We start from the raw sequence: 15,502 nt of genomic DNA on the forward strand, positions 1-15,502 counted from the left end.
GCAGTCCGTTGAATCACGGAGATTGGAGCAAAACACTCGGTTGACCGCACGACGCAAATCGGGGCACCGCGTACTGGCTGTTTGTAGGAGCGAGCTTGCTCGCGATCCGCAACGAAGGCGAGGCGCGGAGGCTGCGGTCGCCTGCGAGCAGGCTCCTACACAGAGCACGAGCGGGTGAATCACAGCGCGAGCCGGTGAAACCACATTTCTTCGGAGCACCTGATCCGCAACGCGGGGCTGAGAAGCCATCAAGCAGGCGATGCCAGCAGGCCGTGGAGCGGGCGAGGCGACTACCCGCGCAGGATCTTCTCCATCGCCCTGCCCTTCGCCAGCTCGTCGATGAGCTTGTCCAACCAGCGGATCTTCTGCATCAGCGGGTCTTCGACCTCTTCGACCCGCACGCCGCAGACCACGCCTTTGATCAGAGGCGCGTTCGGGTGCAGGTCCGGAGCCTCGGCGAAGAAAGTTCTGAAGTCAGCGCCGCACTCAAGCTGACGCTGCAGTCCAGCCTCGTCGTAGCCAGTGAGCCAGCGGATGATCTGATCCACTTCGGCGCGCGTGCGCCCTTTCCGCTCGGCCTTCTTGACATACAGCGGATACACATCGGCGAAGCGCATCGCAAATACCCGGTGCGAAGCCATGATGTTCCCTCCTTGAATGACGTGCGGGCGAACAGAGTCCGTCTGGCACACTCTGCCGAAACCGACTGACGGATCGCAGGCATGGTCTCCGCCGATACGTGGACAACGCTGCTTTCGTGGATATTCGGCACGCTGTTCATCTGTCCAGCACTGCTCAGCACGCCGATCAGCTTTTTCCTTGAACCCAAGGTCTCAGCCGCGCCGCAACCCACCGGCATGAAGGCGGCGCCGATCACGCGCTACCAGACAGGGGTGACGCTGCAGTTTGCCTCCATCGCGGCGACAGCAGTCGGCGTGCCTGTCGTGCTGATGTTGGTCGATGCCTGCCCATCCTGCTTCATGCTGTGGGGGCCCGCAGCTTTGTTGACGCTTGGGCTTTGCTGGGCCCTCTGCGCGGCCGGTTTCGCCATTGTCGTGAGCGAATGGAATCGTTGAGGGCATCAGCGCGATCCGGATGCTGCGGACTCGAGGACGGTGCCGATATGCTCACTTCGTGGATCCGCGACGCTGTCGCAGGATCCACCAGGCGAAGGCACCGCCGGTGACGTACATGGCCAGCGAGTACAGCGCTGGCGCCACCGAGGCTGCCGGCATCTGCAGCACGCTGAGGGCAACGAAGATCGCCAGGGTGCCGTTGTGGATGCCGATCTCGAAGGCGATGGCGGTGGCCTGGGGCACGCCCAGCCTGGCGAGGCGCCCGGCCCAGTAGCCGGACAGCAGGCTGGCGAGGTTGAACAACAGCACCACGCCGCCGAGCGCGAGTGCATGGGTGGCCAGCGTCCTGCGCTCGATCACCACGGCAGCGGCGATCAGCGCCACCAGGATCAGGGTCGAGAGGATGCGCACCGGCTTGTCGAGCCGATGGGCGAGGTCCGGCTTCCAGGCGCGCAGGCCCATGCCGATCAGCACCGGCAGCAGCACCAGCAGGCCGACCTCGATGATCTTCTGCGTCGGCGGCGGCACCGCCTGCTCGCTGCCGATCAGCCAGGCGAGGCCCAGCGCGGTCCACAGCGGAAGAGTGATCAGGCAGAGCGCGCTGTTGATCGCGGTGAGCGTGATGTTGAGCGCGACATCGCCGCGCGCCAGATGCGAGAACAGGTTCGCGGTGACGCCGCCGGGCGAGGCTGCCAGCAGGACCAGGCCGAGGCCGAGTTCAGGCGGCAGCGCGAAGGCGAACACCAGGCCGAAGGCGAGCGCCGGCAGCACGCCGGTCTGCACGGCCAGGGCCACGATCACCGCGCGCGGCGCGGTGGCGACGCGCTTGAAGTCGGCGACGCCCAGGTGCAGGCCGAGGCCGATCATGACGATGGCGAGTGCGATCGGCAGGCCGGCGCTGAAGATCAGGTTGTTGCCCATGGATTCCGCCCCCCGACGGATCAGACGGCCGCGTCCTGCGGCCGAGCGCGAGAGTGACCGATTGGCGGCCGCAGCGCATCGCGCGGCGCATCATCCCTGCGCTGGAGTGCTTCCACCTGCATCAACAAAGCCAAGGTTGGCCTCGATGCGCAGGCGCTCGGCTGCCGGCAGGCTCTGCTCTTCCAGCAGTGCGCGCCAGAGTCGACCCGCGAGCGCGCGGTCGCCGGTGTAGTAGCAGGCCAGCGCCCACTCATCGCGGGCGCGCCAGCCGTGGGCGGCGGCGTCGACGAACAGTTGATCGGTCGCGAGCGGCAGCTGCGCGGCGCGTTCGGCGAAGACGCGGGCGCTGGCCCAGCGCTGCTGGCCGCGCAGATAGCTTGCCAGCGCCACCAGCGGCTCGGCGCGCTGCGGACGCTGGTCATGGGCGGCGAGGTAGGCATCGATGACCTGCGCGGCCGGTTCGCCAAGCAGCTCGTCCATGCGCGCAGCCTCGAAGCGGCTGTACCAGACTTCCTCCTCCCAGCCGCCCATCGCCGCACGCTGCCGGTAGGCCGCGCGCGCCTGCGCCCATTCGCCAGCATCGCGCCAGCTCTGGGCCAGGTAGAACTGGTAGCGCGCGTTGCCGGGCTCGCGCTGCAGGGCCGCCTGCAGCAGGGCGGCATCCTTGTGGAACTTGCGCGGGTCGCGCGAGCGCGCGCCCTCGGTGGTGACGTCGATCCAGAAACCCGGCACGCGCGGATACGGTCCGGGCGGGTCCAGCTCAAGGTACTCGTGCAGCACTCCGCGCCAGGCGGATGGCTGGCGCGCGTCAACCAGGGCCAGGCGGTCGTAGCGCAGGTTGGCGAAGCGCGTTTCCAGCATCTGCGCAGGGCCCTGCAGGCCAGGCCAGACCGCGCCGGGCGCGCAGCCCAGGGACTCGTCGGCGTCGATGAACAGCAGCCAGTCGCCGCGGCCACGTGCCAGCTGCAGCGCCTCGTTGCGGTTGTGGGCGAAGTCGCGCCAAGGGCGATGGTGCAGCTCGCCCGGCAGCCCCTGCAGGGCGCGCTGCACACGCTCCGGCGTGTCGTCGACCGAACCGGTGTCGACGATCACCCAGGCGTCGATATGCGGACGCACCGAAGCCAGGCAGCGCTCGATCACCGCCGCCTCGTCGCGCACGATCATGTTCAGACACACCCGCATGCGTGCTCCTCGGGCCAGCGGGTGAAGAAAGAGATGGGCTCATCTCTCAAGAAACAGAACGCTCGCGACCCGATGAATCGTCGCCCCCGCGAAGGCGGGGGCCCAGTCCCAGCCTGACCCAGTCGCACGATCACTGGATCCCCGGCTGCGCGGGGATGACGAATCCAGGCTTCTTCGAGAGCACCTGCACCGCAACGCCATGCTTGGTAGCTCTCAGCCACAGCGCGGGCGCGCCGCACGCCGCGCCCGCGATGCCACTCGGGCCACGCAGGCGTGTTTCGGCGCCAGCAGCCATGGTGGCGCTCACGGCGTCAGCCTGTCCAGACAGCGCCGCAGCGCGGGCCGCAGGTCCAGGCGCTGCATCAGGGCCGGCCCGGCTTCGCGCAGCTGCTGCTGGCGCTCGGGGCTGTCGAGCAGACGCAGGCAGGCCTCGACCAGCTGCTCGTATGCGACGAACTCCACGGCCTCGCGATAGTCGTGCTCCAGCGCGGCATCGGCACCGTACTCGGCCAGCACGCAGGCGCCATTGCCGAGCAGCCAGGACACCCGCACCGCTTCGAACAGGCAGGCCTCGTAGCCGTGAAAGTTGAGCACCACGCGGCTGCGAGCGATCCAATCGTCGCGCTCGGCGCCGTAGACGTTGAACAGGATCCTGACCGTGCGCCCGCTGGCCTGCAGCGCCTTCAGCACCGGCTCGCGGCGCTCGAACAGGCTGCCGTAGAACAACAGGTCGACTTCGCGCAGCGGCGCTTCGGCAATGCGCCGCATCTGCGGCATCCAGCCGATCGGCAGGTGCTCGGCGGCGATGCCGTCGCGCGCCAGCGCTTCGATGTTCGACGGCGCGTAGTCCCAGACCGTATGCGCGCGCAGCAGCGCACGGTAGGCCGGCGTATCCCAGTGGCCGCCGCGGCCGAGCTGCTCCAGGTTGTAGAGGATGCTGTCGGGCGGCAGGGGCTGCGGCGCGCGCGGCAGCAGGTGCGGACCGAACACGATGTGGCGGCGGCGACGATTGTCCAGCCGGGTCGACAGCACCGAATCGTGGCCCAGCGCGAGCAGGGCGTGGTGCAGGGTTTCGGCGACTTCGGCGAAAGCGCGCTGATGGGTGTAGCCGGGTGGGCTGACGATGCTGACCGCGAAGCGCATGGGCTCAGGCTTCGAACTGCTCGGCCAGGATGCGCTCCTCCAGGTTGTGCTCGGGGTCGAACAGCAGCTGCACGGTGCGCTCCGGGCTCTGCCGCACGCGCACCTCGACCACGTCGCGGATCTCGGTGGAATCCGCCGTGGCGCTGACCGGCCGCTTGTAGTGATCGAGGATCTCGAAGCTCACTTCGGCGTCGGAGCGCAGGATGGCGCCGCGCCAGCGCCGCGGCCGGAAGGGGCTGATCGGGGTCAGCGCCAGCACCGAGCTGTCCAGCGGCAGGATCGGCCCGTGCGCCGACAGGTTGTAGGCGGTCGAGCCGGCCGGCGTGGCGATCATGATGCCGTCGCAGACCAGCTCATCGAGGCGCACCGCAGTGTTCAGGCGGATGCGGATCTTGGCGGCCTGCTTGGTCTGGCGCAGCAGCGAGACCTCGTTGAATGCAAGCGCGCCGGTGCTGCTGCCGGATTCGGAAATCGCCAGCATCTCCAGCGGCCGCAGCACCGCCGCCTGCGCCGCCTGGATACGCTCGACCAGGCCCTCGGCGCGCCAGGCGTTCATCAGGAAACCCACGCTGCCGGTCTTCATGCCGAACACCGGCACGCCGAGCGACTGCGTCCGGTGCAGGGTCTGCAGCATGAAGCCGTCGCCGCCGATCGCGACCACGGCTTCGCACTGGTCGAGCTCGACCGGCGCATGCAGGGCTTCCAACTCGGCCCGTGCGGCCTGGGCCTCGGGGGTGCGACTGGCGAGCACGGCGATGCGCATGGCGGAGTCCTGTCGTTTCGGTCTGCGAGGGGCCTTCGGGCGAGCCCCGAACGACGAGGCCGGGGTTCACCTTCACCATGCCACAGGGCGATGTCCGCGTGCAGGCGGCATCGAGCGAAGGTTCGCATCGATGCCGCCTGCTTCGGGACGGCGTGGACTCAGGCGCTGCCGGCCGCTGCCAGCTGGGCCAGGCGACGCACCGCCACCGAGACGGTGGGATAGTCCATCGCCAGCTGGGTCCGCATGTCGGCGAACATGCTCAAGGTGAACTTCAGCGCGGTGTCGTCGCGCCCCAGCCAGGACGCCAGGCGCTTGCCGACGTCGCCCTTGCCGTGGCGCAGCACCTGGGCGACCAGCGCACCCTGCTGCTGCTGCATCTCGTCGCGCATCGAGCCGCGTGCCAGCGCATGCCAGCGGCCTTCGACCGGCAGCTCCTCGATCTTCTGCAGCAGCCACTGCAGGTGCAAGGCCTCGCCAAGTCCGGAGTACACGCGCGCCACGTCGGTGACCGGCAGGCTGTGCACGCTGGCGACTTCGACCACGTCCAGCGCCGAATACAGCATCGACAGCGTCGCCAGCTGCTGCGCCAGCGCCTGCGGCAGACCGGCCTCCTGCCAGCGCGCGCAGGCCTCGGCGAAGCGGCTGCGGTCGGTCTCGGACAGGATCTCCGGCAGCGCGCCGCGCAGGGCCTCGATGCCGGGGTGATAGCGACCCACGGCCTCGGCGATGTCGAAGCGGTCGCCGGGGCGGTTCAGCAGCCAGCGCGTCATCGAGCGCAGCAGCGCCCAGATCTCCAGCAGGGCGTCGATCTGCGCCGACTCCGGCACCGCGAGGTCCAGTGCATCGATGTCCGCCCACAGGCCACGCGCATCCAGCACTTCGCGGGCGATGCTGTAGGCCTTGGCGATCTGCGCCGGGCTGCGGCCAGTGTCCTCCTGCATGCGCATCAGGAAGGTCGCGCCCATGCGGTTGACCATCGAGTTGGTCACCGCGGTGGCGATGATCTCGCGGCGCAGGCGGTGGCGCTGCATGTGCTCGGCATAGCGCTCCTGCAGGGCCTGCGGAAAGTAGCGCACCAGCTCCTTCGACAGGTACGGATCCTCCGGCACGTCGGACTCCAGCAGCTGCTGGAAGGCGACGATCTTCGAGTACGACAGCAGGATCGACAGCTCCGGGCGGGTCAGGCCCAGGCCGCGCGCCTTGCGCTCGCTGAACTCGGCGTCGGACGGCAGGTACTCCAGCTGGCGATCCAGCAGGCCCTGGCCTTCCAGCGTGCGGATGAAGTGCTGCTTCGAGCCCAGGCGGTAGACGCTCATCCGCTCCATCATGCTGATGGCCTGGTTCTGCCGGTAGTTGTCGTTCAGCACCAGCTGCTCGACCTCGCCGGTCATCTCGGCCAGCAGCACGTTGCGGTCCGGCGTCGACAGCTCGCCGCGGGTCACCGCATCGTTCAGCAGGATCTTGATGTTGACCTCGTGGTCCGAGGTGTCGACGCCGGCCGAGTTGTCGATGAAGTCGGTGTTGAGCAGCACGCCGTTCAGCGCCGCCTCGATGCGGCCCTTCTGGGTCATGCCGAGGTTGCCGCCCTCGCCCACCACGCGGCAGCGCAGCTCATTGCCGTTGACGCGGATCGCGTTGTTGGCGCGGTCGCCGACTTCCGCATGCGTCTCGCTGCTGGCCTTGACGTAGGTGCCGATGCCGCCGTTCCACAGCAGGTCGACCGGCGCCTTCAGGATCGCGGTGAGCAGGTCGTTCGGCGACAGCGCGCTCACGCCCTCGCCCAGACCCAGCACTTCGCGCACCTGCGGGCTGATCGGGATCGACTTCAGGCTGCGCGCGTAGACGCCGCCACCGGCGCTGATCAGCGACTTGTCGTAGTCCTCCCAGGACGAACGCGGCAGCTTGAACAGGCGCTCGCGCTCGACGTAGCTGCGCGCCGCATCGGGGTTCGGATCGAGGAACACGTGGCGATGGTCGAAGGCGGCCACCAGGCGGATGTGCTTCGACAGCAGCATGCCGTTGCCGAACACGTCGCCCGACATGTCGCCGATGCCGACGCAGCTGAAATCCTCGCCCTGCGAATCGCGGCCCATGGCGCGGAAGTGGCGCTTGACCGACTCCCAGCCGCCCTTGGCGGTGATGCCCATGCCCTTGTGGTCGTAGCCCACCGAGCCGCCCGAGGCGAAGGCGTCGCCCATCCAGAAGCCGTGCTCGGCCGAAATGCCGTTGGCGATGTCGGAGAACGTGGCCGTGCCCTTGTCGGCCGCGACCACCAGGTAGGGGTCGTCGCCGTCGTGGCGCACCACGTCCACCGGCGGTACGACCTGGCCGTCCACCAGGTTGTCGGTGATGTCGAGCAGGCCGTTGATGAAGCGCTTGTAGCAGGCGATGCCCTCGGCCAGCTGGGCGTCGCGGTCGCCGCCCGCGGGCGGGCGCTTGACCACGAAGCCGCCCTTCGAGCCCACCGGCACGATGACGGTGTTCTTCACCATCTGCGCCTTCACCAGGCCCAGCACCTCGGTGCGGAAGTCCTCGCGGCGGTCCGACCAGCGCAGGCCGCCGCGGGCCACCGGCCCGTAGCGCAGGTGCACGCCCTCGACGCGCGGGCCATAGACGAAGATCTCGCGATAGGGCCGCGGCTTCGGCAGCTCGGGCACCGCATTGGGGTCGAACTTGAAGCTGATGTAGTCGCGATGCCGGCCGCCCGGGCGCTGGAAATAGCTGGTACGCAGGGTCGCCTGCATCACGCCGAGGAAGCTGCGCAGGATGCGGTCCTCGTCGAGGCTGGAGACGCCCTCCAGCAGCACGCCAAGCGCGTCGTCGCAGACGTCGACCAGGGCACCGGAATCCAGCCCGCGCGCCTGCGCCACGGCGTCGATCTGCGCCAGCACGGCCTCGCCCGGATCATTGCCGGCGACATTCAGCAGACCGGCTCGCAGGGCCGTTGCACCTTCACTGCGCTCGGCCTCGCTCTCGGTGAGGCGCGAGGGATCGAACAGGGCGTGGAAGTACTCGACCAGCACGCGCGCGATCAGCGGGTAGCGGTTGAGCGTGGCCTCCATGTAGGCCTGCGAGAACGGCGCCTGCGCCTGCAGCAGGTACTTGCAGTAGCCGCGCAGCATGGACACCTGGCGCCAGTCGAGCCCGGCGCTCAGGATCAGGGCGTTGAAGCCGTCGCTTTCGGCCTGGCCACGCCAGATGTGCTCGAAGGCGTCCTCGAAGCGGCCGCGCAGGGCTTCGACGTCGAGGCTGCCGAAGCCGACCTGCTCCTGCCCGCTGACGACCTCGAAGTCCTGGATGTAGATCGACTCGGAGGCGACCTCCATCTCGAAGGGGTGCTCGGAGAGGATGCGCAGGCCCATGTTCTCCATCATCGGCAGCGCATCCGACAGCACGATCGGGCTGCCGTAGCGGAACAGCTTGAAGCGCAGGCGCGAACCGGTTTCGCGGCTGCTGCGGTACAGGCGCAGACGCAGGTCCTCAGGACCATGCAGGGCCGCGGCCTGCTCGACGTCGGCGGCGGCGACCTCGGGCGAGGCCTGCTCGATGTAGCCCACCGGCAGGGCCTTGCCGTAGCGCTGGGTGAGCTTCAGGCCGCGCTCTTCGCCGTGCGACTGCACCAGCAGATCGCGCAGCTCGTCGTGCCAGTTGCGCACGATCTGCGCCAGCCGTGCCTCCACGGCGGCGACATCGACCTCGACCGATTCGCCCGCGCGCGGGCGCACGATCATGTGCAGCTGGGCCAGCGGCGAATCGCCCATCTGCACGTTGGTGTCGAGCCGCTCGCCGTGCAGGGCTTCGCGCAGCAGGGCCTCGGTGCGCAGGCGCACATCGGTGTTGTAGCGGTCGCGCGGGATGTAGATCAGCGCCGAATAGAAGCGCCCATAGCGGTCGCGGCGCAGGAAGAGGCGCGCACGTGCGCGCTCCTGCAGGGCCAGGATGCCCAGCGCGGTCTGGTAGAGCTCGTCCTCACCGGACTGGAACAGCTCGTCGCGCGGCAGCGATTCGAGGATGTGGCGCAGCGACTTGCCGCTGTGGCTGTTCGGCGCCAGGCCCGACTCGCGCATCACGTGCTCGTAGCGCTGCCGCACCAGCGGGATGGTCCACGGCCGCGAGGCGTAGGCGCTGGAGGTGTAGAGGCCGAGGAAGCGGTGCTCGGCGACGGCGCGGCCGCTCTCGTCGAACACCAGCACGCCGATGTAGTCCATGTAGCCCGGACGGTGCACCGAGCTGCGCGCATTGGTCTTGGTGAGGATCAGCGCACCGACCGCGCCGGACTGCGGCATGTGGGTGGCGGCCAGGGTCTTCAGCGGCCGCGGCTTGGCGGTGGCGTCCTTGCCCGAGAGGATGCCGAGCCCGGTGCCCTGCACCGCGTACAGCAGGTCTTCGCCGGTGGAATCGTCGCGGCGGTATTCGCGGTAGCCGAGGAAGGTGAAGTGGTCGTCGGCGGCCCAGCGCAGGAACTCCTGCGCCTCGCGCCGGCCCTCCTCGCTGATCGGCATGGGCCGCGCGTCCATCGCGGCGATGGTGGCGAGCATGCGCTCGCGCATCGGCGACCAGTCGCGCACGCAGCTGCGCACGTCGGCCAGGGCGTTGAGGATGGTCTCCTGCACGCGGCGCAGGTCTTCGGGTTCGGCGAGGCGGTCGATCTCCAGATGCATCACCGACTCGTCGGCGCCGCGCTCGCCCAGGCCCAGCACGTGGCCACCTGGATCGCGCTGCACCTGCAGCACCGGATGGATGATCGCGTGCAGCTGCAGCTCGCAGGCGGCTACGGCCATGCTGACCGAGTCGACCAGGAAGGGCATGTCGTCGTTGACGATCTGCACCACCGTATGCGCGCTGTCCCAGCCCTCGCTGGCCTGGGTGTTGAAGATGCGCAGCTTGGGCGCGCCGGGGCGGCGCTCGCGCATGAACTCCAGCAGGTCCGCCACCAGCGCGGCCCACAGCTCGGGCGACCGTGCCGCCAGCTCGTCCTCGGGCATGCGCCCGAAGAAGCGTCGCGCCAGTGCGGCGGCATCACCCTGCCGGGGTGCCGGCAGCCTCCTGTTCAGTGCGTCAAGGATGGGATCCAGCAGGGTGCGATCGGCAGTCGACATGGCGGGGCTTCTTGGCTCGGGGGCTGAGCCATTCAAGAACCGCGAATGATAGTGGAGATCGCGTGCAGAGGCTTGCTGGAACCCAAAGCACAAGGCCCGTACCGGCGGGTATGCCGATGCGGACACGTGCGTCGAGCGCCGGCCGGTGCAGCGCCAACAGACCCGCCCTGCTACGGCCCTGCGTAGGCCACCCAGCCCTGGAAGGAGAGCGCGGCGTAGAACATCGCCGGCTCCATGAAGCCGGCCTCGCACAGCAGCTTCGCTTCCTCGTCAGCGTTGAGAAGGGCGAGGCGATCGACCATGCGCTGGGCTGACTCGGAAGCTGCAGTTGCATCGCCCTGCGGGCCTGCGGCAAATCGCACGGACCGGGCCAACCAGTCTTCAACCTTGCCAGCGCCTGGGTCGCCGTGGTGGGCGATGAGCAAGGGCGCGCCGGGATTGAGTCGCTGGCGCAACCCGCGCAACACGGCGAGCCGCTCCTTGATGCCCAGGAAGTGCAGCGTCAGCAAGCAGGTGGCGCCATCGAAAGGGCCACCGGGCGCGTCGTCGATGACACCGTGGACCAGCTCCACTCGCGCGGCGAGCGGGCCGAGCACCTTGCTGGCCAGGTCAAGCATGGGCTGCGACGGGTCGACGCCGACCAGGGACCAGGCCGGATGGGCTTCGGCAAAGGCCTTCAGCTCTAGCCCGCCGCCCGCGCCCAGCACCAGGATGCGGGCCTCTGCCGGCGCCCGCTCGGACAGCAGCTGCACGACCATGCGGTGCAGATCGGCAAAGCCCGGCACGCGCCGCGGCGTTTCCTCGATGTAGCGCGCGACCGCGGCGGGGTCGGCGAAGGGGTCTGAGGTCATTCGCACTCTGGTTCGGCAGCTGGCAGCAGCATGTCAGCTTCCGCCCAATACCTTGCGCGTCGCAAGGGGAAGGTTCGGGCCAGGAGGTCAGTGAATGGGGAGGGGGAACAGTCTGAGACGTCCGGCGTTGGGGTCGCGCGCGCTGTCGAGCGCGCTGGGATGGTGCATGCCGAGCGCGCGCGGCCCCAAGTGTCACTGTCCTCAGCAGGACGCGGATCATCGATACTGGAAAGGTCGGCACCCGACCCATCGCCCGCCTGAGACAGATGCAATGCAAGATCAACAGCTCGTGCAGATCATTGCCGGCATCGGCGTCGGTCTGGCGCTTGCCGCCACCGCCGCCTGGTCTGCGCGAAGGCGCTGGCAACGCTCGGACGAGCGCTGGCAGGCCTGGTTTCCCGAGGCACCGGACGTGCCGGAGAACCCCGACCTCGTGCGCGAGCTCGCGGTAGGCGCCGTGCTCGGGGTGAACAACGCGTTTCCCGTCAACACGCTGGACCCGCACAAGTCGCGCGCCGAGATGCGGGAGTGGCTGGCGGGCTCCTGGAATACAAGGAGCGCCGCGCAGGCGCGGGAGGCCGTACAGTCGCTGTTGATGGAGGGCCATTCCGCCACCTTCGACCTGCTCATCGAGGCGGCCGCCGACGGCGACCCTGACGCGAGCCGCGAACATCTGGAACAGGTCTTCGTCGACGACCTGGAGCACAACCCCGAGCTGGCGGAATTCATCGCCCATCATCCGGAAGCGATCGCGCGCCTTGAGGCCCTGGGCTACCTGGTCACCCAGGCCGATGTGGAGCGCGGTACACGCGCCTACGACCTGGGCCGGGCAGTGGTTGTCAGCCGCGTCGCCTTTGGCGCGGGCTACTTCAACCGCGCTGAAGCGATGACGATGATCCGGATGGCGGCCTTCGTTTCGCAGCGGACGTTCAAGTCCTGGCGCGAGTTCGCCACCAGCTACCTGCTGGGCCGTGCACTCTGGGGCGGCGTCGACGATCCGGATTTCGAGGGGATGGTGCGTATCGTCGAGGAGCTGCTGCGCAATCCGCGCAGCCCATGGCTGCGCTGCGGATGGTTTCGATAGTCCCAGTCAGACATCGTGCTGACGAAGCTGTCCTGAATCGCCGCTCGCACTGCCGTCCGGCCTGCGCCCCTCATTCAAGAGGCGCAGGCCTGTGGCCTGTTCAGGCCGCCTCGTCCCGATACTCCTCAGGGCTCGGGCAGGTGCACATCAGGTTGCGGTCGCCGTAGACATTGTCCACGCGGCCGACCGGGCACCAGTACTTGTCGGTGCGCGACACGCCGGCCGGGAACACCGCTTCCTCGCGCGAGTACGGGCGCGACCAGTCGGCGTCGACCAGGTCATGCACGGTGTGCGGGGCGTGGCGCAGCGGGCTCTGTTCGATGGCGAAACGACCGGCCTCGACCTCGGCGATCTCGCGGCGGATGGCGATCATCGCCTCGCAGAAGCGATCGATCTCGGCCTTCGCCTCGGACTCGGTCGGCTCGATCATCAGCGTGCCAGCCACCGGGAAGCTCATGGTCGGGGCGTGGAAGCCGTAATCGATCAGGCGCTTGGCGATGTCGTCCACGCTGACGCCGCAGAGGTCCTTGAGCGGGCGCGGATCGATGATGCACTCGTGCGCGACGCGGCCGTTGTGGTTGCGGTACAGGGTCGGGAAATGCGGCTGCAGGCGATCAGCGATGTAGTTGGCCGAAAGGATCGCGACCTCGGTGGCCTTCTTCAGGCCCTCGCCGCCCATCATCAGGATGTAGGCGTAGCTGATCGGCAGGATCGAGGAGGAACCAAACGGCGCGGCCGAGACCGGCCCCACCGGCGCCTTGCCGCCGTCCAGCTCCGGATGCCCCGGCAGGAACGGAATCAGATGCGCCTTGACGCCGATCGGCCCCATGCCCGGGCCGCCGCCACCGTGCGGGATGCAGAAGGTCTTGTGCAGATTGAGGTGGCTGACGTCGGCGCCGTAGTCACCGGGGCGCGACAGCCCGACCTGCGCATTCATGTTGGCGCCGTCCAGGTACACCTGGCCGCCGTGCGCATGGACGATCTCGCAGATCTCGCGGATGCGCTCCTCGAACACGCCGTGGGTCGACGGATACGTCACCATCAGCGCGGCCAGATGGGCGCTGTGCTTCTCGGCCTTCGCGCGCAGGTCGTCGACGTCGACATTGCCTTCGCGGTCGCACTCGACCACCACCACGTCCATGCCGACCATCTGCGCCGAAGCCGGGTTGGTGCCGTGCGCGGACGAAGGAATCAGGCAGACCGTGCGATGGGTGTCGCCGCGCGAGAGGTGGTAGCCGCGGATCGCCAAGAGGCCCGCGTACTCGCCCTGCGCGCCCGAGTTCGGCTGCAGGCTGATCGCGTCGTAGCCGGTGATCTCGACCAGCCAGCGCTTGAGATCCTCGAACAGCTCGCGGTAGCCGTGCGCCTGCTCGGCCGGCGCGAACGGATGCAGGGCGCCGAACTCCGGCCAGGTGATCGGGATCATCTCTGCGGTGGCATTGAGCTTCATGGTGCAGCTGCCGAGCGGGATCATCGCGCGGTCCAGCGCCAGATCGCGGTCGGCCAGCTTGCGCATGTAGCGCAGGAGTTCGGTCTCCGAGCGGTACTTGCTGAACACCGGATGCTTGAGGCAGGCGCCGCGGCGCTGCAGGGCCTCGGGGATGGCGGAGGCCGCGTTCTCCTCGATCGCCGCATAGTTCAGCGCGCGACCAAAAATCGTCCAGACCTTCTCCACAGTCTCGGGCGTGGTGGTCTCGTCCAACGCAATGCCCAGGCGCGTCTCACCGATCAGGCGCAGGTTGATCTGGGCCGCGAGCGCGTGCTCGACGATGGCCGCGCGCTGGCTGCCGACATCCACCGTGATCGCGTCGAAGAAGGCCTCCTGCTCGGGCTTGAAGCCGAGCCGACGCAGGCCCTCAGCCAGGGTCGCGGTGCGGCGATGCACCTGGTGCGCGATGCGCTGCAGGCCTTCCGGGCCGTGGTAGACGGCATACATGGAAGCCACCACCGCCAGCAGCACCTGGGCGGTGCAGATGTTCGAGGTCGCCTTGTCGCGGCGGATGTGCTGCTCGCGGGTCTGCAGGGCCAGGCGATAGGCCGGCGCGCCGCGCGAGTCGACCGATACGCCGATCAGACGGCCCGGGATCGAACGCTTGATCGCATCGCGCACCGCCATGTAGGCGGCGTGCGGGCCGCCGTAGCCCATCGGCACGCCGAAGCGCTGGGTGCTGCCGATGGCGATGTCGGCACCGAGCTCGCCCGGCGGCGTCAACAGAGTAAGCGCCAGCGGGTCGGCGGCCATCACCGCGATCGCGCCAGCGGCATGCAGCTTGGTGATCACCGCGCGCGGATCGCGCAGGGCGCCGTAGGTGTCCGGGTACTGCAGGATCGCGCCGAACACGGCGCTGGCGTCGAGATCGGTCTCGGGGTTGCCGACGATCAGCTGCCAGCCCAGCGGCTCGGCGCGGGTGCGCATGACCGCGATGCTCTGCGGGTGGCAGTTCGCATCGACAAAGAAGGCCTTGGACTTCGACTTCGAGACGCGCTGGGCCACGGCCATGGCCTCGGCGGCGGCAGTGGCCTCGTCCAGCAGCGAGGCGTTGGCCACGTCAAGGCCGGTGAGCTCGGTGATGAGCGTCTGGAAGTTGAGCAGGGCCTCCAGCCGGCCCTGGCTGATCTCCGGCTGGTAGGGCGTATACGCCGTGTACCAGGCCGGGTTCTCGAGGATGTTGCGGAGGATGACCGGCGGCGTCAGCGTGCCGTGGTAGCCCTGCCCGATCAGCGAGGTGAACACCTGGTTGCGGCCGGCGATCTGGCGCAGGCGGGCCAGCGCCTCGACTTCGGACAGCGCCGGCTCCATGCCGCGCAGCGGATGCTGCTGGCGGATCGAGGCCGGCAGGGTCTGGGCCATCAGCTGCTCCAGGCTGTCGCAGCCGACGGCTTCGAGCATCTCGCGGATTTCCTGGGGCGAAGGGCCGATGTGGCGGTCGGCGAATTCGCGGGCGACGTGGGGCTGACGCAGATGGGAGGTGGAGCTCATGGCGCGGGCACCTGGGGCGAGGGGCAATCGATCGGCACCGTCCCGTGCCGCAGGCACACGCACAGCCGGCTGCGCGCGGGGCGCGCGTGGACGGGCGTAATGGGCATGCGGGTGTCGGACACGGGGCGGCGCTCGGCAACCGGACGACAACCCGTCCGGCGTGGGCGCCCCATCTGTCTGTTCGCCTGAGAGCGTTATCCCGTCGGCGGGCCCACAGCGCATTACAGACGGCGCCGGGCCTCTCTCCAGATGCGTGCTGCGCGCGGCAGACGGGCCTGCAAGCAGACGCCTCAGCCGGGCCACCCGGTCCTTTTGCCTGAGAGTTTCCGGGGCGGTTGCTCCTTCGGCGCCGTCCGACCTGAAGGCCGGCCGATCTCTCCCGCGTGGCCGGCGAATGCTAGCA

Annotated in this window: 11 protein-coding genes and 2 riboswitches; of the genes, 2 read left to right on the forward strand and 9 right to left on the reverse strand. The window is 68.8% G+C overall.

Annotated elements, in window-relative coordinates:
* Positions 1-290: 290 nt before the first annotated feature.
* Positions 291-641, reverse strand: a complete 351-nt coding sequence (locus Q0654_RS11250) for a DUF2200 domain-containing protein (RefSeq protein ID WP_298853843.1) — start codon at positions 639-641, stop codon at positions 291-293.
* A gap of 81 nt (positions 642-722) precedes the next feature.
* On the opposite strand from Q0654_RS11250, the gene Q0654_RS11255 reads away from it, so the two are divergent.
* Positions 723-1,076 carry a hypothetical protein gene (locus Q0654_RS11255; protein WP_298853844.1) on the forward strand — a complete coding sequence of 118 codons (354 nt, stop codon included), beginning with the start codon at positions 723-725 and terminating at the stop codon, positions 1,074-1,076.
* 51 nt (positions 1,077-1,127) lie between these two features.
* Here Q0654_RS11255 and Q0654_RS11260 read toward each other — a convergent pair whose 3' ends face one another.
* The 7 genes from Q0654_RS11260 to Q0654_RS11290 all read right to left on the reverse strand — a co-directional run bounded on the left by Q0654_RS11260 (position 1,128) and on the right by Q0654_RS11290 (position 11,035).
* Complete coding sequence (locus tag Q0654_RS11260; protein WP_298853845.1) at positions 1,128-1,997, reverse strand: bile acid:sodium symporter family protein; 870 nt, start codon at positions 1,995-1,997, stop codon at positions 1,128-1,130.
* 90 nt (positions 1,998-2,087) lie between these two features.
* Positions 2,088-3,179, reverse strand: a complete 1,092-nt coding sequence (locus Q0654_RS11265; RefSeq protein WP_298853846.1) for a glycosyltransferase — start codon at positions 3,177-3,179, stop codon at positions 2,088-2,090.
* A gap of 130 nt (positions 3,180-3,309) precedes the next feature.
* Entirely contained in the window at positions 3,310-3,486 is a 177-nt protein-coding gene (locus tag Q0654_RS11270) for a hypothetical protein (protein WP_298853847.1), read from the reverse strand.
* Positions 3,483-4,322 carry a hypothetical protein gene (locus Q0654_RS11275; protein WP_298853849.1) on the reverse strand — a complete coding sequence of 280 codons (840 nt, stop codon included), beginning with the start codon at positions 4,320-4,322 and terminating at the stop codon, positions 3,483-3,485. The genes Q0654_RS11270 and Q0654_RS11275 overlap by 4 nt, the downstream gene beginning before the upstream one ends.
* 4 nt (positions 4,323-4,326) lie before the next feature.
* The gene (locus Q0654_RS11280; RefSeq protein WP_298853850.1) at positions 4,327-5,085 is read right to left on the reverse strand and encodes an NAD kinase; all 759 of its coding nucleotides are present in this window, start codon (positions 5,083-5,085) and stop codon (positions 4,327-4,329) included.
* A gap of 158 nt (positions 5,086-5,243) precedes the next feature.
* Positions 5,244-10,184: an NAD-glutamate dehydrogenase domain-containing protein gene (locus tag Q0654_RS11285; protein WP_298853852.1), complete on the reverse strand. Its 4,941-nt coding sequence runs from the start codon at positions 10,182-10,184 to the stop codon at positions 5,244-5,246.
* Between the two features lie 170 nt (positions 10,185-10,354).
* Positions 10,355-11,035, reverse strand: coding sequence for a class I SAM-dependent methyltransferase (locus tag Q0654_RS11290; protein ID WP_298853855.1), 681 nt, complete (start codon positions 11,033-11,035; stop codon positions 10,355-10,357).
* Positions 11,036-11,324: 289 nt separating this feature from the next.
* Here Q0654_RS11290 and Q0654_RS11295 point away from each other — a divergent pair, with 289 nt between their 5' ends.
* On the forward strand, positions 11,325-12,119 hold the full coding sequence (locus tag Q0654_RS11295) for a DUF1266 domain-containing protein (RefSeq protein ID WP_298853857.1): 795 nt from the start codon (positions 11,325-11,327) through the stop codon (positions 12,117-12,119).
* A gap of 100 nt (positions 12,120-12,219) precedes the next feature.
* On the opposite strand, the gene gcvP is transcribed toward Q0654_RS11295, so the two are convergent.
* On the reverse strand, positions 12,220-15,099 hold the full coding sequence (gene gcvP, locus Q0654_RS11300; RefSeq protein ID WP_298853859.1) for an aminomethyl-transferring glycine dehydrogenase: 2,880 nt from the start codon (positions 15,097-15,099) through the stop codon (positions 12,220-12,222).
* Between the two features lie 163 nt (positions 15,100-15,262).
* A riboswitch (glycine riboswitch) is annotated at positions 15,263-15,358 on the reverse strand.
* Positions 15,359-15,393: 35 nt separating this feature from the next.
* A riboswitch (glycine riboswitch) is annotated at positions 15,394-15,491 on the reverse strand.
* Positions 15,492-15,502: the final 11 nt, after the last annotated feature.

It is taken from the genome of uncultured Aquimonas sp., from assembly GCF_937888285.1.
Lineage (GTDB): Bacteria > Pseudomonadota > Gammaproteobacteria > Xanthomonadales > Xanthomonadaceae > Aquimonas.

Coding starts and splice junctions, on each gene's coding strand:
- Q0654_RS11260 (WP_298853845.1), bottom strand. CDS start 1,997: ATGGGCAACAACCTGATCTTCAGCGCCGGCCTGCCGATCGCACTCGCC.
- Q0654_RS11275 (WP_298853849.1), bottom strand. CDS start 4,322: ATGCGCTTCGCGGTCAGCATCGTCAGCCCACCCGGCTACACCCATCAG.
- Q0654_RS11255 (WP_298853844.1), top strand. CDS start 723: ATGGTCTCCGCCGATACGTGGACAACGCTGCTTTCGTGGATATTCGGC.
- Q0654_RS11265 (WP_298853846.1), bottom strand. CDS start 3,179: ATGCGGGTGTGTCTGAACATGATCGTGCGCGACGAGGCGGCGGTGATC.
- Q0654_RS11285 (WP_298853852.1), bottom strand. CDS start 10,184: ATGTCGACTGCCGATCGCACCCTGCTGGATCCCATCCTTGACGCACTG.
- Q0654_RS11290 (WP_298853855.1), bottom strand. CDS start 11,035: ATGACCTCAGACCCCTTCGCCGACCCCGCCGCGGTCGCGCGCTACATC.
- Q0654_RS11250 (WP_298853843.1), bottom strand. CDS start 641: ATGGCTTCGCACCGGGTATTTGCGATGCGCTTCGCCGATGTGTATCCG.
- Q0654_RS11280 (WP_298853850.1), bottom strand. CDS start 5,085: ATGCGCATCGCCGTGCTCGCCAGTCGCACCCCCGAGGCCCAGGCCGCA.
- gcvP (WP_298853859.1), bottom strand. CDS start 15,099: ATGAGCTCCACCTCCCATCTGCGTCAGCCCCACGTCGCCCGCGAATTC.